Origin of the sequence: Burkholderia sp. Ac-20353, assembly GCF_017104785.1 — a bacterium.
Lineage (GTDB): Bacteria > Pseudomonadota > Gammaproteobacteria > Burkholderiales > Burkholderiaceae > Burkholderia.
Map to the genome: position 1 here is coordinate 1 of NZ_JAAGPL010000014.1, position 25,058 is coordinate 25,058.

Here is a 25,058-nt window from a genome sequence, read left to right on the forward strand (position 1 = left end):
CGCAAGGGCGACGGCGAACCCGGCGCAGAGACCATCTGGAAGGGACTCACGAAAGTTCATATCGCTGCGGAAACCATGCGTCTATTGCGTGACGACGACGGTGACGGGACTTGCGTATAACGAGATGGGGTGAACCGGCGACGAGCAATGCTGGCAGACAGCCGACGCGGACAAGATCATTTGATCCGCCCTGATTGTGGTAGCAGTCGATTGCGCATGATTGCAATCATCGGAGGGACAGAGTGTCGCGCATTGTTTACTACGGGCGTCGGGAAGCTCCGCGAGTCACCATTGTCAAGACGCTGCAGTAGAAAGTTGGCGAAGGTGGAACTGAAGCCAATCATGTCTCCGTGGTTGTTCAAGCCAGTGATCGAAGACAGGTCTTGCCCCACGGGTAAATTGACGACCAGATCGGCAAGATTCAAGCGCACACCAGGTCGGGGCACCACATAACTGACGAAGGAAGTGGCTAGCGCCGTAATGACGATCAAGCCGTTGTCATTGAAGAGCAAGCGACTGCTGGAGTCGGTCTCGACCAAATACGTATAAAAAACGCCGTTGGGCCCCCATACCCCGATGCGCTCATGGTAAGGGGTTCCCGGGACCGCGAGCACAAAGGAGTAACCGAGAACATTGCCGGCTTGATCGATACCCTGGCCCCAGGAGAGCGTTTCGGTCGGATCCCCCGGAAACGGATCGAGGATCGCAGCATTGCCGTTGCGGGTATCGAAACGGAAGCCTCGCGTTCCATTGTATAAACTGTCACCAGCCCCCTTTGCGATTCCCTCGATGATTTCGTTGTTGTTTATGCACGTGCAATTTCCAATAAACGAAAAAAATGGATTGACAATGCTCTGTCCGAAATTGATCGGCGTCGCCGTACCGCCGCGGTAAAGCACAAATGTTGGCCCAGAAGCATCGTCTGATTCCACCAGAGCTGTGTCGTTGTCATTAAGCGCGAATACAAAGGCAGAGAGTTCTCCCGGTTGCGGCGGAACGAGTTTGACTCGACCTCCTTGGAATAAGGCGGCGCGAAATACACCATTAACGGGGTCGACCAAAATGCTGCCGCCAATAGTACCGCGCGCGTTAACCGGACCGCTGAAACTGCCGGCAGGTACGGGTGGGAGAACAGTCAACGTACCATTTTCGAAGTAGGCGAACTCAATAACACCGCAAGTAGCATCGCATAGGGTGCCGTAAACCCGACCGCTGTTCTGAATCGCGGTGGGAGAAAATGATGCGAATCCTGCTGGCAGCGCAATCTGGTCAAGTGAAACATAACGATAACGAGCCTCCTGAGCGTGGCTCCCTACAGTCCAAAAACTGAGGATTAGCACTACCCCCAAACCGAATCGGCGTATAGGAAAGCATGACGTAACTCTCCGCATGCTCGAAAGAGCACGCAGAATTACACGCCAATATGACAGTCGGAATATCGATGATCGACATGCGCGGTCGATTTCAAACTGCACGGGAACGATCCACATCAGCGCCTTTTTCATTGCTTCACTCCTTATGGCCCGGTCCGGTGCGGCGCGCTACTGAAGAACTTCCAGATTCGCATACCGGAATCAAGTTTCCATAGATGCCGCCTTCCTTCCCTTGATTAACTACCGCCCCCGGACACAAGGCACGCCCACTGCGGCGGGCGACAAGCACTTCTCTTTCATAATTTATCGAACATAGACGTGCGTTTCGCGCATTGCAAGCGCTGGCTTAAGTTAATTTTGGAATAATAAAAAGGTGCAAAACCTTACGAAATGCCGACCCATTTCGCCAAGGTTACGCTTTATGAATATAAATTCTTATTATAGGAATAGAAGCTCGCCAAACGAATTTTTGCCGGGTCAGTTTGAGCGCAATGCGCGTGCGTAACAATGCGTGACCGAGTGGACTGTCGCACGCCAGAGGACGTGTGCCCAACTATACTGACTCGTTCTTGCACAGCCCACCCGCCCATGCCGCCTGCCCCTCCGTCACGATGTCCGTCCGCGCTGCCCTCCACGCGCAGCACGAATCCCACAGACTATCAACGCGCGCCCGGCCCTGCCGCCGTCATGGCGAAGGAATACGCGGACGGCTTTGAAGTCGGCGAGCATCGGCACGCTCGTGCGCAGCTGATTTACGCGACGCGCGGCGTCATCGAAGTGACGGTCGGCCGGGCGCTTTGGCTCGTTCCGCCGCAGCGCGCGCTATGGATGCCCGCGCGCACGCCGCATGCGATGCGCGCACGCGGTGCGGTTTCACTGCGCAGCCCGTACATTCGCACCGAAAGCTGCCCGGCCGGTTTTCCCGACGCACCGCGCGCCGTCAACGTGACGCCGCTGTTGCGCGAACTGATCGTACGCGCCGCGTCGATTCCGCTCGATGGCGAACCCACCGGGCGCGACGAGCTCGTCATCACGCATCTGCTTGCCGAAATCGAGTGGGTACCCGGTCATCCACTGCACATACCGCGCGGCGGCGACCGTCGACTCAAACGCATATGCGATGCGATTCTCGGCGCGCCCGCCGACGCGCGTACGCTTGACGAGTGGGCCGTCGAAGCGGGTGCGTCGACGCGCACGCTCGCACGCCTGTTTATCGCCGAAACCGGCATGACGTTCGTGCATTGGCGCCAACTCGTGCGCGTCCAGCACGCGCTGCCGCTGCTCGCAACCGGCAGGCCCGTCGCCGAAGTGAGCGGCGCGCTCGGCTACGAAACGCCGGGCGCTTTTGCGGCCATGTTCCGTCGCGTGACGGGCACGACGCCGAGCGCGTATTTCAGCTTGTCCGATCCGGCGTAGCGGATGTCCGGACCTGCGGCGCGCCGCGCGCCGCACTTGCGTATCGTGTGCCCATGCGCCGACGTCACGGCGCACCGGTTCACTCGCAAGGGATACGCAATGGAACGTCAAAACGTGGAGCTTCTTTCAGAAGGCGTGCGCCTGCGCGGCTGGTTCTATCTGCCTGCGCGGCCGCCGCGTGCGGGCCGGTGTCCGGCCATCGTGATGGCGCATGGATACTCGGCGGTCAAGGAGCAGTATCTCGATCGTTACGCCGAGGTGTTTGCGAGCGAGGGTTTTGCGGTGCTCGTCTACGATCACCGCAATTTCGGCGACAGCGAAGGGATGCCGCGCCAGGAAGTCGATCCGGCCTTGCAGAAGCGCGGCTATCGCGATGCGATCAGTTATGTGTCGACGCGACCCGAGGTGGACGCGGCGCGCATCGGCATCTGGGGTTCGAGTTTCAGCGGCGGGCACGTGCTCGAAATTGCCGCGATCGATCGGCGCGTGAAGTGCGTGGTATCGCAGGTGCCGCAGATCAGCGGTTATCAGTCGGCATTGCGCCGGACCCGCGCCGATCACGTGCCGGCGCTGCTAAGCCGCTTCGAGACGGACCGTGCGAGACGCTTCGCTGGAGGAGCGCCCGCCATGTTGCCCGCGACGAGCGCCGATCCCGCCGAGCCATGCGCGATGGCGGGCGCGGATAGCCACGGTTTTTTCGCCGGCACGGCGGCTTTCGCGCCGAACTGGCGCAACGAGGTGACGCTGCGCAGCGCCGAGCTTTCTCGCGAAAATGAGCCGGGCATGTACATCGCGCGCATCAGTCCGACGCCGTTGCTGATGATCGTCGCCGATGCCGACACGTTGACTGCCACTGACTTGTGTCTGCGTGCGTACGAGGACGCGCTGCAACCCAAACAACTCGCGATGATCTCGGGTGGGCACTTTACGCCCTACGTAGAGCACTTCGAAACCACCAGCCGGTGTGCTGCGGAGTGGTTCAAGCGTCACTTGACTGGCGATCAATGAAGCATGGCATTGGCTTCGTCGAACAGCCGCATGTTCTTCTCCAGATCGTAGCGTTGCTCGACGAGGGTCTCAGGATCCCACTCGCTGCGTACGACACTAAAAAAGTCACCACCGTAAACGTGGATCGCGCCTGTCAAACGAGAAATCGGGTTAGTCACGGAGTGAATGATGTTCGGTCCAAGCGGTTCCGCGTCCTTCTCGCATAGCGCCTTGGCACCAGCGGCCTCCACCCTGCCGCTGTCACTGCCCGGGATACGACGCCAGAAAATATTGTCCTCGCGGCCTGTGTACACGCCAACGACTGCCCACATTTGATGATTGTGGGGCAAGAACATCATCCGAGGTCCCCAGATCACGTTGAGAATCGTCAAGTCCTCTGACCGGTAGAGCTTCTGGATCTCCGCGCGCCTCGGCTCACCCAATCCTTTGAGCACGCTCGCCGGATCCGCAACCGCACGAGTGACGACTTCATGAACCGCCTTGTGCGACGAGTCCTCAGCCAGAGCAAGACGACAGTCGGCGATGAACCGTTCCAGATCGAACATCATCTTGACCTCCCAATCCAAAGCCCGAAGCCGAAGACCGTTTTCCGCAGGACACCCGGTATCCGGAATGCCCCGAATGTGTCTTTGATTCGCTCGGGAAATTACATTGTGGATGTCCGATCGCGGGGCAGCAAGCTGCCATTTCAAAGCGGGGGCGAACGGCTGCGAACGACTTACGCGAAATGGCCCAAGCGACGCGAACGCGTATGATCCGGAAGTTTCTTGGATCATGAAAGGAAAGGAGAGACCTCATGCCGAGCCTTGAGCGAGCGCGATCGGCCATGCTTGTCGACGCGGTCTGGCGCACGGTGCTTCGCATCGGATTCCGGCTGGCTCGCGTCTGGTGGCACCTTCGACGGCCTGGCCATGAGGGTGCGCTGGTCGCAATCTACGTCGGGCGGGCGCTGTTGCTTTTAAGGTCATCGTACCGGCCCGAGTGGAATTTTCCCGGCGGTGGTATCCAGCCCGGCGAGACCCCTTATGCAGCGGCGCAGCGCGAAATGGCTGAAGAGATTGGTCTCTCGTCGTACCCATTGATCCCCGCAGGCAGCGCCTGCGGCATCTGGGACGGGCGCAGAGACCACGTACATTTCTTCGAACTGCACCTCGATTGCATGCCAGAACTGCGGCTTGATAATCGTGAGATTATCGCCGCGCATCTGGCATCGCCGGAGGAATTGGGCGGCCTCGCGTTGACAGACGCGGTCACTGCGTATCTCTGCAGAGACCGCTCCTGTTAGTCTGCTCTTTTCGGGCTCGACGCAGCCTTCCGCTGCAGAGGATCCATGTCGGGAAACGCGTGCATCGAGAATTCGAAAGCGGTTTCCGCCAGGGTCTCGATATCCGATTCGCTGCTTTCCAGATGGCCGTCGATCCACAGCACGGCGAAGCCGTGCACGAAGCTGCGCACTGCGACGCTGAATGCAAGGATCTGCTTGTCGTCGACGACGGATCCGATCATTCTCCGGATCGCTTCCGTCGTCACGTCGCTGTTCTCGCGTCTGGCCTGGACGAGTTCGGCGTCGTCCTTGTGCTGGACCGCAAAACCGCCGTACATCAGCCGGAACAATTCGGCATGCGCGTGCGCGAACTTCACGTAGGCCAAACCCCCCGCTCGAAACGCGTCGCGTGCTGACGTGCCACGGGAAATTTCCGCAGCAAAGGCGCCGACTTGCGCTCGGGTCAGGCGCCGAAAACCTTCGACCACCAGCGCAACCAGCAGGGCGTCCTTGTTGACGAAGTGTCGGTAGACGGCTGAATCCGACACGCCAAGCTGCGTTGCCAGATGCCGCACGCTCAAATCCCGCGCATTCACGTGCTCGAGGGTGGCAAAGGACAAATCCAGCACGGCCTGCCGCAGATTGCCGTGGTGGTAGCCCGCTTTCTGATTCCCGGGGTTTCTACTCATTTGACAGTGTTCAATGTCACGATCGACAATGTTTGCAACTCAAACATTGTCGGCTTTGGTGATGCCCGCCCTTCATTCATTGACCAAGGATATCTGGACTGCATCAGTCCCTCATTCTTTCATAGGTCTGCATGTCGGCACGCGCATGACACGGTGTTGCAACGGATGGCGTGGCTTTGAGTCCATCGATAAAAACACATGATCAGGGAGAGACGTGATGGCAGGATCGAATGAAATCGGGCATGCGACGGCAAAGGCATCGGCAATCGCGGCTCGAGTCGGCGACGTGTCGGGCGGCCGCTTACGGTCATGGGCGACCGTGGTGTTCGTGGTGTTCGCCGTGGTCACCATTTTGTATGGCTTGACGGCCATTGCAACGGGACAGGCGAATTTCGGGGCCGTGTCGGGCGACGGCCTCCTGCATGCGCGTGAACAGTTGCGAACCTTGTCGACAGCCGGATCCAGTCCGAGTTGGGGGCAGGTCTTCGGGACCGACGATCCGTTCATCTGGATCGCAGCAAAGCTGACGTCGGCCCAACTCATCTTTGGCGAGAACGGCTTCTACGACACCGTGCTCTATTACGCGCGGATGCCGAAGACAAACATCGTCATCCTGTCTCTGCACAACATCATGGGCGGCACGTGCATGCTGCTGGGCGCCCTGCAGTTCTGGCCGTCGTTGCGCCGGAACCATCCGCGCTGGCACCGCACCGCCGGCGTGGTCTACATGGCCTCGTCGCAGCTCGCGATGATTGGCGCGATGATCTATATGGCGCGCACCCCGGTCGACAGGATGTACGACACGCTGACGTTTGCGACCGGCCTCTGGTTCCTCGCGCTGGGTGTAACGGCATCGCTCTGGATGTCTATCTATCATCTGATGCGCCGGGAGATTGCGCAGCACCAGGCCTATATGGCCATCAATTACGGTTTCCTGCTCACGGCGCCGTTTACGCGCATCGACTGGATCTGGGCCGCGATGGTCTATCCGAACGTCGACCAGAACACGTCCAATTTTTCAGCCGTCGCCGTCCTGATTGCGCAATGCATGCTGTTCGGCTATCTGTTGCTCTGCATGAATCGCTGGTTCCAGAAGTCTCGCCCGACGACGACTCGGGCTGGCTCGGCCGCTTCCGCCGCTTCGACGGAGGTAGTTGCCAAGGTTGGCGTCGCCGTTCTGTCCGCACTGAGCATTGCCGGCCTGATCGCCGTAGTCCGCCATTACCTGGTGGCACCCGGCCTGGATCAGTTCCAGGCCGGCAAGAACTGGATTCCTGCCGGGTTGACTGCGTTCCAGGGCACCGTGCTGGGTGCAGCGCCCGGCTCTCGCTGGATCTATGCCGTCAGCGCGATCGGGGTGTGCCTGCTTGCCCCCTTCCTGCTTCGGGCTGCGTTCATCAAGACACAGCAACCGTCACGGATCATGCGACTTGCCCGCGTGACTGGCGTGCTGACCGCGGCAAATGGCCTCGCATTGCTGTACTGGGGGCAATTGCTGGGCGGCCCGACTGCGATGACCTCGTCCGGCGGTACGCCGTTCCAGATGAACGGTGCGTTCGAACTGTTCTTCGCAGCGTTGCTGCTGTGGGGCGTGATGCGTGAGCGCCATGCGCTCGTCAAGGAATGGAGCCTGCTCTCCATCCTCTGCGTGCTGGCGCTGCCGAGTTTCTATGCCATCGTTCCGCTGCTCGGCTGGATTTACCTCCAGATGGGCGTGCCAAATCTGCAGCATTACGTCGAGATCACCAGCGTCTATCGAGTCGCCATCAGCATCGGCCTGGTCGTTGCCATGCTGGCGGGATCGATTTACGCGGTGTACGGCAGCGCGACACGAGAGAAGTTTGCTCGCTAGTCGCGCTCGCTTGAAGCAGCCAACTTCGGTAGTCGCCCCATCGCCGGCATTCGGATCAACACTACGCAAACGGCTGTAGTTGAAGCGTAAACGATCAATAAACAACGTCTCTCCGACGCACGTGGGTCCGCGTGTACCGAGTGACTGGTTGGCCATCGTCGAGCAGGTTCGACGATGGCCCCGCCAACTTACGCTTCGCAAGTACTCCAGTGACGAACGCTCAACCGCCGCTCAATAGCGCACGCAGAACGTAGCCTGCTATACGCGGATTCTCCTTGATACGCCGCGTGCTGTATCCATGCCAGTCGTGACCATAAGGAACGTACACGCGCACCTGAAACCCCATTGAACGCAAGCGCTCGCGCAACGATTCGCACACACCGAGCAGCATCTGGAATTCGAAGCGGCCCGGATCAATCTGCTCGCGCCGGATCCATGCAATCAACGACTCGATGAGCTCTTCGTCGTGCGTTGCGATGCCGACGAACGATCCCGCACGCAATGCGCTTGATACGTGCGCCAGAAAGTGCTCGTTGATCGCGCGCCGATCTCGCGACGCGCCCGAAACAAGATGCTCGTCCGCTTCTGCGTAGATGCCTTTGCAGATTCGTAGCCGACTCATTCGACGTTGAAGCGGCACGATGTCAGCGTATGTGCGTTTCAGATACGCCTGCAGCGCAATCCCAACGTCCGCTCCGGCGACTTGCGCCTCCGCGAAGAGGTCGAGCGATCGCTGCGTGCAGTTCACATCCTCCATGTCGATGCAAGCGGTCACGCCATACCTGGTCGCCACGTCGAGGATACGCAGGACTTGCGTCTTGCAGCCGGCATCGTCGAACAGCAAACCGAGTGCGGAGGGCTTGATCGACAGTTCCGTTCGCACACCATCGACGTGTAGTGCATCAATCAGGGCGAGGTATTCACGCGTTACCGCTTCGACTTCGGCTGGCGACGAAGCCGTTTCACCGAGCACGTCGAGCGTTGTGAGGTAGCCGGCTGCGTGCAACGATCGCACGCGGTTGAGCGCGTCGGCGAGGGTCGCGCCAGCGATATAGCGGCACGAGATTTTACGGATCAGTGAACGGGGGATGAACGGGATGGCGCGTGCCGCCATCGCATTGAGAATACGCATGCTGGTCTCACGAAAAAGCCGCCGTGCGATTCCCGGCGAGTGACGTCGGGATCGAACGGCATCACCGGATCGCCTGACGCGAGTCCGGAACGAATAGCCGCGCCAATGCATGGAATTGCAGTGACAGAGACTGTTCAGTGCGTTTTCGAAGGAGGCCAGGCAGCTGCGTACATTCGGATCGAGCGCGAGCGATGCGATAACGTTCGTGAAGAAAAGCCGCGAAACACGGCAGCCGCGCTCGCTGTTCTGCGTCGCGGTGCCGCCGATCATAGCATGGCGAATCACCGTCTGACTCGGCCTGAAATCGATGACCGCAACGATCACCGTCAGATCGGTATTCTCAGAATCGGAATCGATCTCCCCGGAATGACAGTGGATTCTCTCTCGCCGATCTGTTCTGCCCCGAGCTTCATGTAGAACGCCGCCGCGTTCGGGTCCGCTTCGATAACAAAGCTCTTGATGCCCCTCGCAGCGGCTTCCTTTTGAACCTCGTACCACAATGCGCGGGCAATGCCTTGGCCCATATGATCCGGGTGGACGAATAGCCACCCGGGAGTAGGCTGATCGGACTCCAGCGACGCCCTGACCCAGAATCCGATGATTTCTTCACCGGACTCTGCAACGTAGCCAATTGCCCCGACGATCATCTCAGGCGTGACCGCGAGCTCGGGTTGCCATATGTTCAGCCAATCGTCGGGGTAGCCCCAGTGTGCTTTCGAAAGACGTGCCAGCTTCGTGAGCCTATCTGCGTCCATGGGATGAGCGCGACGGATCGAAAATTGGCGTTGCATCCTGCTTTCCTCCGTTGTCTACGTATTGTGGTCGGACTCGACGCGTTTCTTGAGAGCCGCGTTCATCGCCTGAAACTGCTGCCGGGTGTCTCGCACAATACCCTCCGTCAACCGACCGGCAAGCAGACCGGTGAAACGCTCCGACTGTTCAACGAGCGTGCTGCCATTCACTGAAGACAGGTGGATACAGTGTTCACCATCGAAAATTCCGCGAATCCATACGCTACCGCGCCAGCAAAGATCCCTTCCGACTCGAACACGAAGGACCTTCGGTGCAAATACCATTGCGTTCGGTTCGGTGCCGATGACAATCCGCACCGTTGCCCCCTCTTTGAATTCGCCGTCGACGCGTGTGATGAACGGATTCCAGTCCGCGTACGCTGCGCCATTCGCAACAACTTTCCAAACCTCGGCGGGAGGACGGCCAACTACGAGCTCAGCTTGCGCGCTACCACTTCCGTGACAGGCAACGAGCACTCCGATAACGCCGACTACGAAAATAGCAATGCCCGTCAGTATGCGCGTTCGCATGGTCATATCTCTCTCCGGATTGCGGTCTACGCCACACTCTTCTGCCAACGGTACAAATTCAGTAATGCGAACGTTGCTCGATATTTCAAGCATCAACTCCCGCGCAACCCCAGCGCGTTCACGATGACTTGCGCGCACTCGTCCGACGTGGCGTTGCCCGTATCTACCGTTACGTCATAGGTCGGGCCAGCGTGGACTTTGTCGTACTGCCATCGGGCCAGCCCTGCAAGCCGATCTCCACGTTGCCGCTCCCTTTCCTCAAGGACATCCAGCGGGCAGTGTACACCGACCATGCTCACGTTGAATGGCGCCAGCAAACGCGCATATTCAGCCTTCTCGTCACCGAGAAGAACCTCATCGACGATAAGGTTGTTCCCCTGATTCGCCAGCGCAACGATCGCGTGTCGCATACCCTGCATCGCTCGCCGGGCAACGGGTCCACTCTGTATCGATACGACATCCTTGCCGTCCTCGACGAACGAGGCAAAGGTGAATCCGGACGGATCGTTCAGGTAACGAGCCGGCAGCATATCCAGAAACGTGTCCATCTGGACATGCAGGTACGCGCCGTCCAGCTTGGCCTGGAGCGCACGCGAAAGAGACGTCTTGCCTGAACTGCTGACACCGTTGAGCAGGATGATTTGAGTTGTCTTCATGATTTTCTCCGGGAAACCCCGCCATTCTTCAGCCACGACACCACGGCATCGACCATCGGATGATAGCGATTCGCATTCCACGCGAGCGCCGCCGTGACCACCATCACCCGCTCCTTCAACGGCCGGACCACGACGTTCTCCGGCGCGAGCCTGCGCATCGACGCCGGTACCAGCGCGACGCCCTGCCCGCACCCGACATACGCGATCTGCGATGTCACGGACCGCACTTCATGCAGCACGCGCGGCGCGAACCCGTGCGCGCGGCACACGCCCGTCAACATGTCGAAGTAAGCGGGACTCACCTGCCGCGCCGACATCACCAGCGACTCGTTCGCGAGCGCCGCGATCCGTACCCTCGACAATGCGGCCAGCGCATGATCGCGCGGCAGCGCGACGGCGAGCCGGTCCTCCGCGAGCGGCATCGTGGCGATGCCGTGGCCGACCTCGCGGTCGAGCCGGACGAACGCAAGATCGAGCTCGCCCGCTTCCAGCGCCGGCACCGCTTCCACGCTGTCGATCTCGCGCACGAACACGGTCAGATGCGGATGCGTGCGCTTCAGCGTATCGAGCACCGCGGGCACCGTCTCGAGCATCGCGGACGTGATGGCCCCGACGTGCAGCACCCCCGCCTGACCGGCCGCGACTTCGCGCACGACGCGCTCGAGCCGCTCGACCTGATCGGCGAACTGCCGCACGGCCGGCAGGATCGCGGCCCCGGCCGCGCTGAGCTGGGTGCCGCGCCGCGACCGTTCGAACAGTTGCAGCTTCAGTGACTGTTCGAGCACCTTGATCTGTTCGGTCAGCGGCGGCTGCGACATGTTCAGGCGCTGCGCCGCGCGGCCGAAGTGCTTTTCCTCGGCCACCGCGAGAAACATCCAAAGCTGCCTGATCAGCCTGAAGTCGATCGTATTGCTCATGTCACCCCGCCTCCGCGTCGAACCGGAACATGCAGCCCGCCCCCGTCACCGCGACGATCGATCGCCGGACCGGAAACACCTGCACGCGCCTGATCCGAAAATCATATCAGGCAGATACCAAATCGCGAATTTACATATCAGGTGTCGGGCCCGACGATGAGGGCCTCTGTCAACGGAACCTGCCGCCATGACCCAAGCCTCCCACCTCGACCGTCTCGCGGCGCTCGACACGAATACCGTGTCCGACGCGCTCGATTTTCTCGGCCTGCCAGGCGCCACCGTCGGCCTGCGCCCGCTGTGGGACTGCCCGAAGATCGCCGGACGCGCGAGCACGATCCAGCTCGGCCCCAAGACCGACGCTGCGCCCACCGTGCACCTGATCACGCCGGTCGTCGACGCGGTAACCACCAACGACCGCGTGCTCGTGATCGCCGGCGGACTCGAAGGCATCTCGTGCTGGGGCGACATCCTCGCGAATGCCGCGAGCGCGAAGCGGATCCGCGGCTCCGTCATCGACGGCACCAGCCGCGACATCGACGGCAGCGAAGCGATCGGCTACCCCGTCTACGGTCGCGGCGTCACGATGATCAGCGCGCGCAATCGCGTGGTGCAGGTCGATGCCGGTCAGCCCGTGCAGATGGCGGGCGTGACCGTGCATGAGGACGACTACGTGATCGCCGACCGCTGCGGCACCGTGTTCGTGCCGGCAGCACGCATCGACGACGTGCTCGATCTCGGCGAGCGCATCGCGCGCCGCCAGGACGGCATGGTCGCGGCCGTGCGAACCGGCCGCTCCGTCGCCGAAGTCATGCACGACAAGGAATTCGAAGCGATCCGCGCCAAGTAAGTCATTTTCCCGGAGCATTGCCCATGACGAATCCCCTTAAAGCCAGCGCCGAAGACCAGGAACTGGTCGCGCAGTTCGCCGGCCTCGACACGCCCGGCGTGTCCGACGCGCTGGACAAGCTCGGCCTGCACGGCCAGGCGCTCGGCATCGCGCCGCTCGCCGACTATCCGCATCCCGTCGTCGGTCCGGCGTACACGGTCAGGTACGTGCCGGCCAGCGTGCCCGCGGGCACCGTCGGCGATTTCATCGACGACGTCACCGAGGGCGACGTGATCGTGATCGACAACGGCGGCCGCACCGACTGCACGGTGTGGGGCGACATCATGACCCAGTACGCGGGCCTGCGCGGCATCGCCGCCACGGTGATCGACGGCGTCTGCCGCGACGTGAACAAGGCGCTCGGCGACGGCTATCCGCTGTTCACGGCCGGCCGCTTCATGCGCACCGGCAAGGACCGCGTGCAGGTCGAGTCGGTCAACACGACCGTTTCGATCGGCACGGTGCGCGTCGCGTCGCGCGACATCGTGGTGGCCGACGCGAACGGCGTCGTGATCGTGCCGCGGGCGCGCGCCCGCGAAGTCGCGGAAACCGCCCGACAGATCGAAGCAGTCGAATCGTCGATCCGCGAACGCATCGCGGCCGGCGCCACCCTCCGCGACGCGCGGTCCGCGCTCGGCTATCACACTCTTCAACGGAAAGCATGATGTCCGCCCCTCTCCTCTCCTACGACGCCACGACGCTCGAGCAGGCGCGCAAGCTCGGCACGTCGACGCTCTACGAAGCATCCGGGCTGCCGACCAGTTCCGTCGATCCGGCGATCCGCACGATCTGGCCCGGCGCGTCGGTCGCCGGCCCCGCATATCCGGTCGAATGCGCGCCGGGCGACAATCTCGCGATCCATCTCGCGATGGAACACGCGCCGCGCGGCAGCGTGCTCGTCGTGTCGACGGGCGGGTTCGTCGCCGGATACTGGGGCGAAGTGCTCGCCGTCGCGGCTGAAGCGGCTGGCGTCGCGGGCCTCGTGATCGACGGCGGCGTGCGCGACATTGCAGCGCTCACCGCGCGCCGCTTCCCGGTGTTCACGCGCGGCGTGTCGGTACGCGGCACGCTGAAGGACAGCGCGCCGTCGGTCGGTGCGCCGCTCAGCTTCGCGGGCACGCCGGTTGCAGCCGGCGACCTCGTGGTGGCCGACGACGACGGCGTCGTGATCATCCCGGCAGCGCATGCACAAGCGACGCTTGCGAACGGCCAGGCACGCGCGGACAAGGAAACGCAGATCATGGCAGCGCTGGCCACCGGCCGCACGACGCTCGACCTGCTCGGCCTCACGCAGTCGAGGACCGCATGATGAAGGCGCACGCCCAGCCGCTGAACCGCTTTCTCGCGGCCGCGCAGCCGTCGGCGACCTACCGCGTGATGGACCGCGTGGCCGCGCGGCGCGCGAGTGGCGCGAAGGTGATTTCGCTGAGCGCCGGCGAACCCGATTTCGACACGCCCGAGCATGTGCGCGAGGCCGGCGTCGCGGCAATCCGCGCGGGCCACACGCGCTACACGCAGGTCGCGGGGTTGCGCGCATTGCGCGAAGCGATCGCCGGAAAGTTCAAGCGCGAGAACGGCCTCGACGTCGACTGGCGCAACACGATCGTTTGCAACGGCGGCAAGCAGGTGATCTTCAACGCGCTGGCCGCGACGCTCAACGACGGCGACGAGGTCATCGTGCCCGCGCCGTACTGGGTCAGCTACCCGGAGATCGTCCAGCTCTGCGGCGGCACGTCCGTCACCGTCGCATGCGGCGCCGACAGCGGCTTCAAGCTCACGCCCGGCATGCTGCAAACCGCGATCACGCCGCGCACGCGCTGGCTGATCCTGAACTCGCCGTCGAACCCGACAGGCGCGGTGTACAGCCGCGCGGAACTGCAGGCGCTCGCCGACGTGCTGCTCGCGCATCCGCACGTGCTCGTGCTGTCCGACGACATCTACGAGCACCTGATCTTCGACGGCGTCGACTTCCGCACGATCGCACAGGTCGAACCGCGGCTGAGCGAACGCGTGCTGACGATGAACGGCGTGTCGAAGGCGTACGCGATGACGGGCTGGCGTATCGGCTTCGGCACGGGCCCCGGCTGGCTGATCGACGCGATGGAGAAATTGCAGGGCCAGCAGACGTCGGGGGCATCGACGATCTCGCAGCACGCGGCGCTGGCCGCACTGTCGGGGCCGCAGGGTTTCATTTTTCATTCGCGTGTCGCGTTCCAGCGTCGGCGCGATCTGGTCGTCGCGCAGTTGAATCTTGCCACGGGCTTGCACTGCGCGGTGCCGCAAGGCGCGTTCTATGCGTTCGCGTCCTGCGCGGGCCTGATCGGCAAGACGACGCCGGCCGGCACGTGTCTTCGCAGCGACGAGGATGTGGTCAACGCATTGCTCGACGAAGCGGGCGTCGCCACCGTGCATGGCAGCGCATTCGGGCTCGGGCCGTATATCCGTATCGCCTACGCGCTGGATGATGCGTCGCTGCAGACCGCATGTAATGCCATTCAGGGGTTCTGCCGGTCGCTTGTCGATTGAATATGTTTCTGCCGGCTGCTGCGGCCACGGTACGTCGCAATGCCGGCCCAACCAGGGAGCGAGGTTCGATGCCTCACGAATTCATCCAGTCGCGATTCACGTTCACGATCGACGGCACGGCTGTCGACATCTCCGCGATCCATCGCACCGGCGAGCGCGCGCCAATCGTATTCCTGCATGGCTTCGGCTCCACGAAGGAAGACTACGCGGACATCGTTCGCCATGCGGATTTCGCGGGCCGGCCGTTCATCGCGTACGACGCGCCGGGCTGCGGTGAAACGCAATGCGCGGACCTGACGAAGGTCGGCATTCCATTCCTCGTGGAAACGGCGCTGAACGTGCTCGACCGGCCGGGCTTCGAGCGGTTCCATCTCGTCGGGCATTCGATGGGCGGGCTGACAGCTCTGATGCTCGCGCATCGGCATCCGGAGCGCGTGCTCAGCTTCGTCGACATCGAAGGCAACATCGCGCCCGAGGACTGCTTCCTGAGCCGGCAGATCGTCGACCATCCGCGGGACAGCGCCGAACGCTTCCTCGACGACTTCATCGAGCGTGCGCGACATGCGCCGGCCCATGCGAGCGCGCTGTATGCGTCGAGCCTGCGCCACAAGGTGCGGGCCGAAGCGGTCGGCGGCATCTTCCGCTCGATGGTCGACCTGTCCGACAACGGCGATTTGATGGACAAGTTTCTCGGCCTGCCGTGCCCGAAGATGTTCATGTACGGCGAGCAGAACGCGTCGTTGTCGTATCTCGCGGATATCGCGGCCCATGGCGTCACGCTCGCAGAAATTCCCAAGTGTGGTCACTTCCCGATGTATTCGAATCCGCCTGCGATGTGGGCGCGCATCGCGGCGTTTCATCGGCAGTGCGCGGAGCGCTGACCGCTCGCGTTCGATGAACGAATGCCAGATCGCACACGATTTTCCGACTGACGCATAATCACGTGCGCAGCGCCTTCAGCGTCTGGTGCTGAAAGCGGGCATCGCGCACGAGCAGTCCTGGGTCGAGTTCTCGAAAGAGGCACTCGACGTTTTGCGTCTGCCGAAGGACTGACTCGCGTCAGAACGCGCGCGGGATGCGCGCCACCGATTGCGGCATTGTGGTTGACCGCTGGCGCCTGCTTGCCGTTCTGCCAGATGATCGAGAGAAACCACTAACCAAGGAGATGACAATGACGCAGAAAACCGTGCTGTGCTATGGCGATTCGAACACCCACGGCACGCGTCCGATGACGCACCCCGGCGTGCTGGAGCGCTTCGATCGCGAGGACCGTTGGACGGGCGTCCTCGCGCAAACGCTGGGTGCAGGCTGGCGGATAGTGGAAGAAGGGCTTCCCGCGCGCACGACCGTGCACGATGATCCGATCGAAGGTCGGCACAAGAACGGTTTGTCGTATCTGCGCCCATGTATCGAAAGCCAGTTGCCGATCGACGTTGTCGTGCTGATGCTCGGTACGAACGATCTGAAAACGCGCTTCTCGGTTACGCCTGCGGACATCGCGATCTCGGTTGGCGTGTTGCTTGCCGAACTGGCCGCCAGCAACGCAGGCCCGGCTGGCAAGGCACCAAAGGTGCTGCTCATGGCGCCGGCGCCTATTGTCGAGGTGGGATTTCTTGGCGAGATCTTCGCGGGCGGCGCGGTGAAGTCTCGCCAACTCGCGAATCTGTACGAGCAAATCGCACGAAATGCCGGCGCGCACTTTCTGGACATCGGCAAGGTCGTCGAAGTGAGCTCGGTGGACGGCGTTCATTTTTCAGCCGAGCAGCATCACGTGCTGGGCAAGAAGATCGCGGAAGTTCTGTTGCAGGTCGCATGAACGACGCATGCGCGCCGCGCGTCATCGGGATGCCGAGACGAGTGGCAAAGCCGGATCAGCGGCCCATTCCTGTAACGACCCATCGTAAATCGATACGTCGTCGTACCCCACCAGCGTGAGCGCGAGCGCGTCCACTGCGGCGGAAATACCGCCGCCGCAGTACACGCAGACAGGTTGCGCGGCATCCAGCGAACCCAGCGCACCCAGCGCGTAACGCAGACCGGGCGCCGTCGCGTAACGCCCGGTGGCGTCGAGCAGGTTGCGCGCGGGGACGTTCAGGCTACCGGGAATATGCCCGCGCCGGGCATAGCGGCTCGGTGACGTGCCGGCATACACGTCCGCCGAGAGCGCGCAAACAAGCGTGGCGCGTGCAGCGCCTGCGAGCATTGCTTCTACGTCGGCGCGGTTGGCCCACATGCCCGCGCGCTCGCGCACGTCGATGCTGCCTCGCGCCACCGCGCTCGCGGGACCGGTATCGACGGGCAGGTTGGCCGCTCGCCAAGCTCGCCAGCCGCCATCGAGCACGCAGGCATCGATGCCGATCCAGCGCAACATCCACCAGAGCCGCGCGGCCCAGAAGCCATCGCCACGGTCGTAGATCGCCACGCGCGACGCGCTGCTCACGCCGAGCCCCGCGAGTTCGCGCGCGAGCACATCCGGCGCCGGCCGCATGAACGAAAGCGTCTCGTGAGCCGCGCTCAGCCCGGCGGTCAGATCGGCATGGCGTGCGCCCGGAATGCGCTGCGCGAGCCAGCCGTCGTGGCCGCTTGCCACCTGGTAATCACCGTCGAAGCGCGGCGGTGGCAACTCCACATGCGCATCCAGCACGACGACGCCGGGCTCGCCCAGGCGTGCGGCGAGAGCGGCCGGTTCGATGAGGATGCGTGCCCGTCGAGCAGCATCTGCCGCCGCGTCGTTCGATCGAAAAACCTGTTCACTGCTCATCTGCCGCTCTCCTTGCGACGCCGCGCGCGCAGCCATGCGAGCAGCCGCTGCCCATCGTCGTTCCCGAACCAGCGCGCGTGCCCGAGCAGATAGCCGTCGTACGCGGCAGCGACGCCAGCAGCGTCCCCGAGTATGTCGTCGAAGTACTCGACTTCGAGCAACGCGAATTCCGTATGGACGATCGGCAGCAGCGCGACCAGCGCTTCATGCTCGGCCTCGTTCAACGGCGCCAGCGACTCGTAGCCGTCGAGCAGCGCCGCGATATGCTCGTACTGTACCGCGCATGCCGCCGGGGCGGCGAGCCAGTCGATTGCATTGCGTTCGATCGCGAGTGCAACGTCGTAGACTGCGCAGGTCCGATCCGCTAGACCGAAGTCGAGCACCGTACGCACCTGTGCGCCCGGCGCCGCGTCGGTCCACAACAGATTCGACGCGTGCCAGTCCCCATGCGTCCAGAGCGGGCGCAGCTCCGGCAGCAACGGCACGAGCCGCGCGTGCAAGGGCGCAATGGTCTCGGCGACGTCGGCACGCCAGTCGCGCGAAGCCAATGACCGCGCGAGTCCGGGTTGAGCCTGCACCCACTGCTCGAGCGCGGGGTCGAGACGCGCAGAGCTAAGTACGCGAAAGCTCGACAGGAGCGGCTGCAACGCGCGGGCGGGAGCGTCGTAATCCGCCGCGGCCAGATGCAGGCGCGCCAGCGAGCGGCCCGCGGACCATGCATGGGTCGGATGAAAGAAAGGTTTCCACGACATCACGCCGCGATAGGCATCCATTCCGGGCGCGGCCGCGTGAACCTCCCACGTCCAGTCGCCCCGCGCGATCGCCGTACGGCCCTCGCGGTCCGCGAGCACATCGGCGACCGGCATGCCGCGACTGCGCAGATGTGCAATGAACCCGTGTTCTTCGGCGAGGCTGCCTGCGCTGCGCAGACGGGCGTGGTGGCGCTTCACGAACCACGCGCGGCCATCGAGCGTGTGCGCAAGCACGGCCGCCGAAAATGGCCTCGGGCTATGCCAGGCAAGCTTCGCGAGCGGCGCGAGGTCTGCGTATTCCGCAAGCAGGCGTTCGACGTCATCGCGCGTGATGAGCGGCCAATCACGCTCTGTCTTCTCGCCGTCGACCGTGAATTGCGGCGGTACGTCCGGCACGCCGGTGTCGCGTGCATTCGCATTCATGACTGGCCTTACAGCTGGTTTCGGACCGTGTCCTGCGTCGTGTTGCATCGGATCAGTTGTATCGTATGCCATCAGACGCGGCCTCCCGATGCAACATACGACGTCTCCCGTCCTGCATCCGCACGCGACCAGTCACGCCGGCCCAGCGCCGCCAGAACCAGAAACAACGCGTACAGCCCCGACGTGAGATACAGGCCCTTGTAGATGAACACACCTACGTAGACGGCATCCACGACGATCCACAACGTCCACGAAGCGATGTAGCGTCGCGCGGTCCAGAGTTGCGCGACGAGGCTGAATGCCGCGAGCGATGCGTCGATCCAGGGCAGCGCGGCGTCGGTGAAGCGCGCCATCGCCGCGCCGAGCAATGCGCTCATGCCCACTGCCACGATCAGATCGGGCGCGAGCCGCGCGAAGCGCACGCCGCCGACCGGCACGACGGGCCGCGTGCCCTCCTGCCCCTCGCCCTCGCCGCGCCGCTGCTGCACCAGCCAGCGCTGCCAGCCGTATAGCTGAAGCGCGGCAAACGCGCCCTGCAGAAGTGCGTCCGAATAAAGCCTGGCGTCGAAGAAGATCCAGCCATACAGCGCCACCGAGGCGAGCCCGATCGGCCAGCACAGCATCTTGCGACGCGCCGTGAGCCAGATCGCGAGCGCGCTGACGACAACGCCGATGATTTCGAGTGGGGACATGATGTGTAAGCGTTTCCTTGTCTTGAAACAGCCGCCGGCGGGCGCCTGGCGGGCACAACCTTATCGGCAGATGTCGTCGGGCAAAAACGCGTTGGTGAATGCGTGCGGGCTCTGCGAAGCGTCGCGCAACACGCCGTGTGCGCCGAGCCACTGCGCGTAGGGATTCAGGAGCGCTTCGCGCAGCACGCCCCACGTTCCCTCGTGCGTCCACGTTGCGGCAATGAGCGGCAGCGAGCGGCTCAGCAGCGCTCGCGGAAAATAAGGAATGACGCGTTCGAGTGACGGCAGTGCCCGCAGGGGCTCCCGCGCGACCGCGAGATAGCCGCGTCGCGCCGCAGCCAGAAAGCCGCGCACGAACTCTCCGCGCGTCTCCAGCGTATCCTCGTGCGCGCCGAGCAGGTAGCTGTGATACGCCGGCGCGCCGATTTCATCGACGGGCCAGATGCGGCGTTCGCCGTCCGGCACGCTCGACGCGAACAGCGTATCCCACGCCCAGTAGCTGCCAAACGACGCATCGGCCTCGCCCTCGAGAAAACTCTCCGGCGGCAGTTCGCGCACACCGCTGTCGACGAACGTCAACGCGTCCGGGTCTCCGCCGTCATGCGCCACGAGATGACGCACCATCGCGAGCCCGCGCGGCGTCGGGTTCAGCGCGAGGCGGCGTCCGGCAAGGTCGCGCGGCCGGGCGATGCCCGTCGCAGCCACGGTCTGGATCGTCTCCAGCGCCCGATGGTTGATCGCCGCAATGCTCACGAGCGGATGACCCGCCTCGCGCTGCACGAAGAGGCGATTGCTCGGGAACACACCGAAGTCCACGTCGTGTCGCGCAAGATGCCCGAGCGCGTCGCCGCGCGCGGGATCGGGCACGACGATCTCGACGTCGAGTCCCGCTTCCGCGAACCAGCCCTCGTCGCGCGCCAAATAGAAGCCGGCTGCGTTGGTCCACGGGTGAAAATATTCGAGCATCAGAGTGATTCGGGTCATGCTGAGTTCTCCACAGGCTGATCGACGCCGCATTCAGAAGTCGTAGGTCACGGACAGGCGCGCTGTGCGCGGCGCGCCCGGGAACAGGTATGCATCGCCCTGCTGCTCGCCCGCGTCGCGCCAGTAGAACTTGTTGAACAGGTTGTCCACCGACACGCGCAGCACCGTGCGATGGCCGCCGATCTTCGTCGTATAGCGCGCGCCGAGGTTGAACACGAACCACGACGGCACGCGCGCGGTGCCTTCCTCGTTCGCGTTGCGGGCCGCGCTGTACTCGACGCCGCCAAGTACGTTCAGGCCTGCGACAGCCGGCACCGCGTAGTCCGCATACAGCGACGCGCGCAGCGCGGGCACGTTGATGATCTGGTGCCCTTCGTATGCCGACGAACCCGAGTCGTACGCGCGGGCGCGGATCGCCGCCGCGCTGGCCGTCAGCGCGAGCCGCTCGGTGACGCGCCCGGCCGCGCCGAGCTCGATCCCCTGGTGCCGCTGCGTGCCACGCTGCACGAACGTGTAGGTCGTGCCCGACGCGTCCGGGTCGGCGAACTGGAACGGTTTGTTGATTGAGAACACGGCGGCTGTCAGGCTCAGCCGGTCGAGCCAGTCGTATTTCGCACCGACCTCGATCTGGTGCGATTCGACGGGTGGCAGGAATGCATACGCGTTGGTCGCGCGCACCGGCGCCTGGTCGCCGAGCGACAGCGCCTTGCTGTACGACGCATAGAGCGACAGCACATTCACCGGCTTGTAGACCAGCGCGACCTGCGGCAGGAACACCGACTTGTCGGTGCGGGTCTGCGGGCCGTCGAGACTGTCCCAGCTCCGCTGGCGCAGCAGCACTTCCTTGCCGCCCGCGAGCACCTGCCAGTGTTCGCCGATGCTGATGCGGTCGACGCCGAACACCGAGTATTGCCACGCGTCGAGCTGCGGGTACGACGGCCCCGGCTGGTTCGGCGACGGCGCGAACGTCTGGTCCGGGCCGTAGATGTTCTCGCTGCCGACATAGTAGTTCACGGCATCGGCCATGTGCACGACACGCCGCTGCACGCTCACGCCGAGCGTCAGCTCGTGCCGCAACGGCCCCGTCGCGAACCTGCCGGTCGTAACGGCACGCAGGTCGTCGTTGCGCCGGTACTCGCCGGGGCTGCGGAAGTCGTACACGTCGAAGTCACCGTTCGCGCCGAAGAAGAACGGCGACGTCGCACCGGCCGCGCAGCTCGGCGCATACGAGCAGCCGTAGGCGAACGCGCTGTTGTCGTCGATCATCGTGCGGCTGCGGCCCGCGGCCACGTAGGCCTTCCAGTCGTCGTTGAACTGGTAGTCGAAGCGCGCGTTGAGGTTCAGCGCGTCGGTCGTCAGGGGCTTCGCCCACGGCTGCGTGCCGAGCGCCTTCGACGTCGTCTTCACGGACGGCACGACGGTGCCGCCGAGCAACTGGTATCCCGGCGCGGAACGCTGGATCCACTGCTGGAATTCCGCATTGAGCTGCAGGCTCGCGCGCGGGCTGATGTCCCAGTCGGCGGCGATCGAGCCGAACGTGCGCCGCCCGTTCGTCCCGTCGACGTACGAGTGCATGTTCTCCTTCGCGGCATTGATCCGGAAACCGAACTGATTGTCGGGGCCGAAGCGTCGGCCGAGATCGACGGCCGCCGACGTCGAACCGCGGCTGTCGACGCCCGCCGTCACGCTCGCGACGTTCGCGGAGCGCTTGGTGACGAAGTTGATCACGCCGCCGGGCGCGACCACGCCGCTGTCGATGCCGGCGAGCCCCTTCAGGATCTCGACGCGCTCCTTGTTCTCGAGCGGCACGTTCTGCTCGCCGGACACGGTCAGCCCGTCGATCCGGATCGCGCTTGCGAGATCGACCGGAAAGCCGCGGATCGCGAAACCTTCGAAATAGCCGACCGGCGCATAGTCGTTGACGACCGATGCATCGTTGCGCACGACGTCGCTCAGCTGCTTCGCCTGCTGATCGTCGAGCTGCGCGCGCGTGACGACGCTCACCGACGCCGGCATGTCACGCAGCGGCGTGTTGTCGAGCCCTGCGACCGATGCGTTGCGCACGCGAAACGCGCTGCCGCGTTCGCCGCTGACCGTAACGGTCGGCAGCGTCGCGCTGCCTGCTGCATCGGCGTCCAGTGCAGGTGTGTCGCCCGGTGCCGCGGCGGCCTGTGCCGCTAAAAGCGTGATGCCGAGACCGACGCCGAGCCGCACCGGCCGGCCCCATCGGCGGGCCATGACGCGTGGCGCGAATGCCGCGCGCGATCTCCCCGAATATCGTTTCATTTCTTTCCTGCAGGTTGATTTGCCCGTGACGGAAAACCGGAACGATTACGTCGACACGCGTTCAACCGTTTCTGCATTCGGGTTTCCGGAATAACGAAATCACCGTTTGCAATATATCGATTGCATTGCACTCCGACGTAAAAGTGACGGCTATACTGCGCGAACCAGGATTCGACCATAGCCGCGCCGCGCGGTCCAATGACATGTTTTCCTGGCGGTGATAACTCGCGGATATGAACTTCCATCTACTCAAATCGTTCGTCACGCTCGCGAACTCGCTGCACTTCGGCTTCGCCTCGCAAGCGCTCAATCTCTCGCAGCCTGCGCTCACGAAGCAGATCAAGCGACTCGAAGATGATCTCGGTGCGCCGCTTTTCCGGCGCGACCGGCATGGTACGGAGTTGACCGAACTGGGACGCTATTTTCTCGGCGAAGCTCGACCGCTGGTGGAACAGGCCGAACGCGTCCTCTCTCAGGGAAAGCGGGCCGCACGCGGCGAAGTCGGCCGGCTCGCCATCGGCTACAGCTTCTCGACAGTGGAGACGGTGTCGCGCGTGTTGCCGCGCTTCCGCGAGCGCTTTCCCGATGTCGAGGTCACGCTGCATGACCTGTCTTCGGCCGAACAGATGGAGCGGCTGCTCGAAGGTAGTCTTCAGGCGGGTTTCGTGCGTCTACCCGTGCGGGCCGGTCTCGCGCACCGGCGCCTCCTCTCCGACCGGCTCGCGCTGGTCGTACCGCGCACGCTCGCGGACACGATCACGGGTTTCGACTCGCAAGCGCTGCGCACGCTCCCGTTTCTACTGCTGCAGCGCTCGCGCGCACCAGGCCTGCACGATCACATCGCGCGCTTTTGCGAATCGCGCCGCTTCGAGCCGAGCTTCGTCCAGCACGCGAACGAGTCGCTGACGATCATCTCGCTGGTCGGTGCAGGGCTCGGGGTGTCGATCATGCACGAATCGGCGCTGCACTCACCGGGCGACAGGGTCGTGTGCCTGCCCATCCGCGATGCCGATGCGCGCTGGGATGTCGGCCTCACGTGGCGGGACACGGGGGCCGATTCCATTGTGGGGAATTTCGTGGCATTGCTGCCGGAAAGCGATGCACCGGGCGACATCGCGCCGCAAGCGTGATTGCCGGACCGTGTTCCGCCTTTCGGTGATACACGGTTCGGCGCGGGTCGCATCATCGTTCGAACGTGCCTCGCTGACGCATCAGTTCGCGGAAGAGCCCTTCATTTTTCTCAAACGGCGCCCGCCCGTGCACGTAAAAGTAGTTGTTCAACACAACCAAGTCGCCAACCGGCAAGGTCACCTCCTTCGTACCGGGTGACGCCTCCATCGATTCGGACAGTGCGCGCAGAAATGCCGCTTCTTCGCGATTGGCGGGTTGCACGAACTGGTCGATGAAGGAGATCGACAAACCGAACTCGCTTTCGAAGAAGACCGGGCGTTCGACCTTCTCGGATACGTTCTTCGAACCCGGGGCCTTGTAAAGGAACGGATGGACTCCCAGCGGGTGTTTCGCAAACCGGTCGCGTTCCTGCCAATCGTCGAGGTGAAGAAAGCGCGACTCGCCGCCAATCGCGTTCCGCTCGGCGAACTTCATCATCAACAGCCAGTCCGTTGCCTCGCTGACGAATGTCCCGTCGGCGTGCATCGAGAACAGGCGATAGGCCTGGCGAAGATACGAATCGCTGTCATCGGTATGCTTCACGACAAAGCGTGCGTAATAGGTGCCCGACATCGCATCGTGGTTGCTCGTGCCGAGGATATGGGCGATGGCCGTACCGAACCTCACGAAGTCGGATGCATCCTGCGAAAGATCCTGCAGGCCGATGGTGAACCCGCCGTGACGACGGTCCTTGACCAGTTCGATCAACATACGTGCGAACTCGTCGCCGAGTCGCTGGATCAGCGAGTCGGCAAGGGCGAAGCGCATGAACGGTACGTATTCCAGATTCTGCACGTCGATGGACCTGACGTCCCGCAAGAATCCGGCGAGCGCCTGACGATCGGCCGTGACATGCACGATCCGATGGTGATCCGGGTGTGGCGACAAACGAAACGACGGTTGTTGCAAGGTGTCGGCGAGCGCTTCCATGGTGTTCTCCAGGGTGACG

Annotated in this window: 25 protein-coding genes and 1 pseudogene; 12 read left to right on the forward strand and 14 right to left on the reverse strand. The window is 63.2% G+C overall.

Going from position 1 to position 25,058, the window contains the following annotated elements; genetic code table 11:
- Positions 1 to 176: 176 nt before the first annotated feature.
- Positions 177 to 1,505 (reverse strand): hypothetical protein, encoded by a 1,329-nt coding sequence (locus G3N94_RS06760; RefSeq protein WP_205791384.1) that lies wholly within the window; start codon positions 1,503 to 1,505, stop codon positions 177 to 179.
- A 555-nt stretch (positions 1,506 to 2,060) separates the two neighbouring features.
- Between G3N94_RS06760 and G3N94_RS06765 the strand changes: the two genes are divergently transcribed.
- A complete protein-coding gene (locus tag G3N94_RS06765) occupies positions 2,061 to 2,789 on the forward strand; it encodes a helix-turn-helix transcriptional regulator (RefSeq protein WP_241021646.1) in 729 nt (242 codons plus the stop codon).
- Positions 2,790 to 2,834: 45 nt separating this feature from the next.
- On the forward strand, positions 2,835 to 3,797 hold the full coding sequence (locus G3N94_RS06770) for an alpha/beta hydrolase (protein ID WP_346778663.1): 963 nt from the start codon (positions 2,835 to 2,837) through the stop codon (positions 3,795 to 3,797).
- On the opposite strand, the gene G3N94_RS06775 is transcribed toward G3N94_RS06770, so the two are convergent.
- Complete coding sequence (locus G3N94_RS06775; protein ID WP_241021647.1) at positions 3,791 to 4,345, reverse strand: hypothetical protein; 555 nt, start codon at positions 4,343 to 4,345, stop codon at positions 3,791 to 3,793. The genes G3N94_RS06770 and G3N94_RS06775 overlap by 7 nt on opposite strands.
- A gap of 248 nt (positions 4,346 to 4,593) precedes the next feature.
- On the opposite strand from G3N94_RS06775, the gene G3N94_RS06780 reads away from it, so the two are divergent.
- On the forward strand, positions 4,594 to 5,082 hold the full coding sequence (locus G3N94_RS06780) for an NUDIX hydrolase (protein ID WP_205791388.1): 489 nt from the start codon (positions 4,594 to 4,596) through the stop codon (positions 5,080 to 5,082).
- Here the strand turns inward: G3N94_RS06780 and G3N94_RS06785 are convergent.
- On the reverse strand, positions 5,079 to 5,750 hold the full coding sequence (locus G3N94_RS06785) for a TetR/AcrR family transcriptional regulator (RefSeq protein WP_205791390.1): 672 nt from the start codon (positions 5,748 to 5,750) through the stop codon (positions 5,079 to 5,081). The genes G3N94_RS06780 and G3N94_RS06785 overlap by 4 nt on opposite strands.
- A gap of 217 nt (positions 5,751 to 5,967) precedes the next feature.
- On the opposite strand from G3N94_RS06785, the gene G3N94_RS06790 reads away from it, so the two are divergent.
- A complete protein-coding gene (locus G3N94_RS06790; RefSeq protein WP_205791392.1) occupies positions 5,968 to 7,602 on the forward strand; it encodes a DUF2306 domain-containing protein in 1,635 nt (544 codons plus the stop codon).
- A gap of 220 nt (positions 7,603 to 7,822) precedes the next feature.
- On the opposite strand, the gene G3N94_RS06795 is transcribed toward G3N94_RS06790, so the two are convergent.
- From G3N94_RS06795 to G3N94_RS06815, 5 genes are all read right to left on the reverse strand, one after another.
- Positions 7,823 to 9,058, reverse strand: a complete 1,236-nt coding sequence (locus tag G3N94_RS06795) for a proline dehydrogenase family protein (RefSeq protein ID WP_346778660.1) — start codon at positions 9,056 to 9,058, stop codon at positions 7,823 to 7,825.
- 2 nt (positions 9,059 to 9,060) lie between these two features.
- Positions 9,061 to 9,525, reverse strand: coding sequence for a GNAT family N-acetyltransferase (locus tag G3N94_RS06800; RefSeq protein WP_205791394.1), 465 nt, complete (start codon positions 9,523 to 9,525; stop codon positions 9,061 to 9,063).
- 18 nt (positions 9,526 to 9,543) lie between these two features.
- Complete coding sequence (locus tag G3N94_RS06805) at positions 9,544 to 10,062, reverse strand: SRPBCC domain-containing protein (protein WP_205791396.1); 519 nt, start codon at positions 10,060 to 10,062, stop codon at positions 9,544 to 9,546.
- 86 nt (positions 10,063 to 10,148) lie between these two features.
- Positions 10,149 to 10,712, reverse strand: a complete 564-nt coding sequence (locus G3N94_RS06810) for an AAA family ATPase (RefSeq protein WP_205791398.1) — start codon at positions 10,710 to 10,712, stop codon at positions 10,149 to 10,151.
- Complete coding sequence (locus tag G3N94_RS06815; RefSeq protein ID WP_205791400.1) at positions 10,709 to 11,629, reverse strand: LysR substrate-binding domain-containing protein; 921 nt, start codon at positions 11,627 to 11,629, stop codon at positions 10,709 to 10,711. Before G3N94_RS06815 ends, G3N94_RS06810 begins: the two co-directional genes overlap by 4 nt.
- A gap of 187 nt (positions 11,630 to 11,816) precedes the next feature.
- On the opposite strand from G3N94_RS06815, the gene G3N94_RS06820 reads away from it, so the two are divergent.
- The 7 genes and pseudogenes from G3N94_RS06820 (at position 11,817) to G3N94_RS06850 (ending at position 16,857) form a co-directional block, all read left to right on the forward strand.
- The gene (locus G3N94_RS06820) at positions 11,817 to 12,476 is read left to right on the forward strand and encodes an RraA family protein (RefSeq protein WP_205791402.1); all 660 of its coding nucleotides are present in this window, start codon (positions 11,817 to 11,819) and stop codon (positions 12,474 to 12,476) included.
- Positions 12,477 to 12,499: 23 nt separating this feature from the next.
- A complete protein-coding gene (locus G3N94_RS06825) occupies positions 12,500 to 13,180 on the forward strand; it encodes an RraA family protein (protein ID WP_205791404.1) in 681 nt (226 codons plus the stop codon).
- A complete protein-coding gene (locus G3N94_RS06830; RefSeq protein ID WP_205791406.1) occupies positions 13,180 to 13,824 on the forward strand; it encodes a dimethylmenaquinone methyltransferase in 645 nt (214 codons plus the stop codon). Before G3N94_RS06825 ends, G3N94_RS06830 begins: the two co-directional genes overlap by 1 nt.
- Positions 13,824 to 15,041 (forward strand): pyridoxal phosphate-dependent aminotransferase, encoded by a 1,218-nt coding sequence (locus G3N94_RS06835; RefSeq protein ID WP_205791550.1) that lies wholly within the window; start codon positions 13,824 to 13,826, stop codon positions 15,039 to 15,041. Before G3N94_RS06830 ends, G3N94_RS06835 begins: the two co-directional genes overlap by 1 nt.
- A 68-nt stretch (positions 15,042 to 15,109) precedes the next feature.
- On the forward strand, positions 15,110 to 15,922 hold the full coding sequence (locus G3N94_RS06840; RefSeq protein WP_205791408.1) for an alpha/beta hydrolase: 813 nt from the start codon (positions 15,110 to 15,112) through the stop codon (positions 15,920 to 15,922).
- Between the two features lie 76 nt (positions 15,923 to 15,998).
- A pseudogene (locus G3N94_RS06845) lies at positions 15,999 to 16,094 on the forward strand (PadR family transcriptional regulator); the annotation flags it as partial.
- 22 nt (positions 16,095 to 16,116) lie between these two features.
- A complete protein-coding gene (locus G3N94_RS06850) occupies positions 16,117 to 16,857 on the forward strand; it encodes an SGNH/GDSL hydrolase family protein (protein ID WP_241021648.1) in 741 nt (246 codons plus the stop codon).
- Positions 16,858 to 16,878: 21 nt separating this feature from the next.
- Here G3N94_RS06850 and G3N94_RS06855 read toward each other — a convergent pair whose 3' ends face one another.
- The 5 genes from G3N94_RS06855 to G3N94_RS06875 form a co-directional block, all read right to left on the reverse strand.
- A complete protein-coding gene (locus tag G3N94_RS06855) occupies positions 16,879 to 17,802 on the reverse strand; it encodes a rhodanese-like domain-containing protein (protein ID WP_205791410.1) in 924 nt (307 codons plus the stop codon).
- Complete coding sequence (locus G3N94_RS06860; protein ID WP_205791412.1) at positions 17,799 to 18,977, reverse strand: phosphotransferase; 1,179 nt, start codon at positions 18,975 to 18,977, stop codon at positions 17,799 to 17,801. Before G3N94_RS06860 ends, G3N94_RS06855 begins: the two co-directional genes overlap by 4 nt.
- Positions 18,978 to 19,048: 71 nt before the next feature.
- The gene (gene pnuC, locus G3N94_RS06865; RefSeq protein WP_205791415.1) at positions 19,049 to 19,669 is read right to left on the reverse strand and encodes a nicotinamide riboside transporter PnuC; all 621 of its coding nucleotides are present in this window, start codon (positions 19,667 to 19,669) and stop codon (positions 19,049 to 19,051) included.
- Positions 19,670 to 19,729: 60 nt separating this feature from the next.
- Positions 19,730 to 20,653 (reverse strand): ABC transporter substrate-binding protein, encoded by a 924-nt coding sequence (locus G3N94_RS06870; protein WP_205791417.1) that lies wholly within the window; start codon positions 20,651 to 20,653, stop codon positions 19,730 to 19,732.
- 33 nt (positions 20,654 to 20,686) lie between these two features.
- The gene (locus G3N94_RS06875) at positions 20,687 to 22,891 is read right to left on the reverse strand and encodes a TonB-dependent siderophore receptor (RefSeq protein WP_205791419.1); all 2,205 of its coding nucleotides are present in this window, start codon (positions 22,889 to 22,891) and stop codon (positions 20,687 to 20,689) included.
- 281 nt (positions 22,892 to 23,172) lie between these two features.
- Here G3N94_RS06875 and G3N94_RS06880 point away from each other — a divergent pair, with 281 nt between their 5' ends.
- Positions 23,173 to 24,069, forward strand: coding sequence for a LysR family transcriptional regulator (locus G3N94_RS06880; protein ID WP_205791421.1), 897 nt, complete (start codon positions 23,173 to 23,175; stop codon positions 24,067 to 24,069).
- A 52-nt stretch (positions 24,070 to 24,121) separates the two neighbouring features.
- On the opposite strand, the gene glaH is transcribed toward G3N94_RS06880, so the two are convergent.
- Entirely contained in the window at positions 24,122 to 25,039 is a 918-nt protein-coding gene (glaH, locus tag G3N94_RS06885) for a glutarate dioxygenase GlaH (protein WP_205791423.1), read from the reverse strand.
- Positions 25,040 to 25,058 lie beyond the last annotated feature (19 nt).

What these genes read in the sequence shown, in the direction of transcription:
- G3N94_RS06785 (WP_205791390.1), bottom strand. Translation starts at nt 5,750, where the DNA reads ATGAGTAGAAACCCCGGGAATCAGAAAGCGGGCTACCACCACGGCAAT.
- pnuC (WP_205791415.1), bottom strand. Translation starts at nt 19,669, where the DNA reads ATGTCCCCACTCGAAATCATCGGCGTTGTCGTCAGCGCGCTCGCGATC.
- G3N94_RS06835 (WP_205791550.1), top strand. Translation starts at nt 13,824, where the DNA reads ATGAAGGCGCACGCCCAGCCGCTGAACCGCTTTCTCGCGGCCGCGCAG.
- G3N94_RS06805 (WP_205791396.1), bottom strand. Translation starts at nt 10,062, where the DNA reads ATGACCATGCGAACGCGCATACTGACGGGCATTGCTATTTTCGTAGTC.
- G3N94_RS06760 (WP_205791384.1), bottom strand. Translation starts at nt 1,505, where the DNA reads ATGAAAAAGGCGCTGATGTGGATCGTTCCCGTGCAGTTTGAAATCGAC.
- G3N94_RS06775 (WP_241021647.1), bottom strand. Translation starts at nt 4,345, where the DNA reads ATGATGTTCGATCTGGAACGGTTCATCGCCGACTGTCGTCTTGCTCTG.
- G3N94_RS06850 (WP_241021648.1), top strand. Translation starts at nt 16,117, where the DNA reads ATGCGCGCCACCGATTGCGGCATTGTGGTTGACCGCTGGCGCCTGCTT.
- G3N94_RS06790 (WP_205791392.1), top strand. Translation starts at nt 5,968, where the DNA reads ATGGCAGGATCGAATGAAATCGGGCATGCGACGGCAAAGGCATCGGCA.
- G3N94_RS06820 (WP_205791402.1), top strand. Translation starts at nt 11,817, where the DNA reads ATGACCCAAGCCTCCCACCTCGACCGTCTCGCGGCGCTCGACACGAAT.
- G3N94_RS06765 (WP_241021646.1), top strand. Translation starts at nt 2,061, where the DNA reads ATGGCGAAGGAATACGCGGACGGCTTTGAAGTCGGCGAGCATCGGCAC.
- G3N94_RS06855 (WP_205791410.1), bottom strand. Translation starts at nt 17,802, where the DNA reads ATGAGCAGTGAACAGGTTTTTCGATCGAACGACGCGGCGGCAGATGCT.
- G3N94_RS06825 (WP_205791404.1), top strand. Translation starts at nt 12,500, where the DNA reads ATGACGAATCCCCTTAAAGCCAGCGCCGAAGACCAGGAACTGGTCGCG.
- G3N94_RS06800 (WP_205791394.1), bottom strand. Translation starts at nt 9,525, where the DNA reads ATGCAACGCCAATTTTCGATCCGTCGCGCTCATCCCATGGACGCAGAT.
- G3N94_RS06830 (WP_205791406.1), top strand. Translation starts at nt 13,180, where the DNA reads ATGTCCGCCCCTCTCCTCTCCTACGACGCCACGACGCTCGAGCAGGCG.
- G3N94_RS06810 (WP_205791398.1), bottom strand. Translation starts at nt 10,712, where the DNA reads ATGAAGACAACTCAAATCATCCTGCTCAACGGTGTCAGCAGTTCAGGC.
- G3N94_RS06780 (WP_205791388.1), top strand. Translation starts at nt 4,594, where the DNA reads ATGCCGAGCCTTGAGCGAGCGCGATCGGCCATGCTTGTCGACGCGGTC.
- glaH (WP_205791423.1), bottom strand. Translation starts at nt 25,039, where the DNA reads ATGGAAGCGCTCGCCGACACCTTGCAACAACCGTCGTTTCGTTTGTCG.
- G3N94_RS06880 (WP_205791421.1), top strand. Translation starts at nt 23,173, where the DNA reads ATGAACTTCCATCTACTCAAATCGTTCGTCACGCTCGCGAACTCGCTG.
- G3N94_RS06870 (WP_205791417.1), bottom strand. Translation starts at nt 20,653, where the DNA reads ATGACCCGAATCACTCTGATGCTCGAATATTTTCACCCGTGGACCAAC.
- G3N94_RS06815 (WP_205791400.1), bottom strand. Translation starts at nt 11,629, where the DNA reads ATGAGCAATACGATCGACTTCAGGCTGATCAGGCAGCTTTGGATGTTT.
- G3N94_RS06860 (WP_205791412.1), bottom strand. Translation starts at nt 18,977, where the DNA reads ATGAATGCGAATGCACGCGACACCGGCGTGCCGGACGTACCGCCGCAA.
- G3N94_RS06840 (WP_205791408.1), top strand. Translation starts at nt 15,110, where the DNA reads ATGCCTCACGAATTCATCCAGTCGCGATTCACGTTCACGATCGACGGC.
- G3N94_RS06875 (WP_205791419.1), bottom strand. Translation starts at nt 22,891, where the DNA reads ATGGCCCGCCGATGGGGCCGGCCGGTGCGGCTCGGCGTCGGTCTCGGC.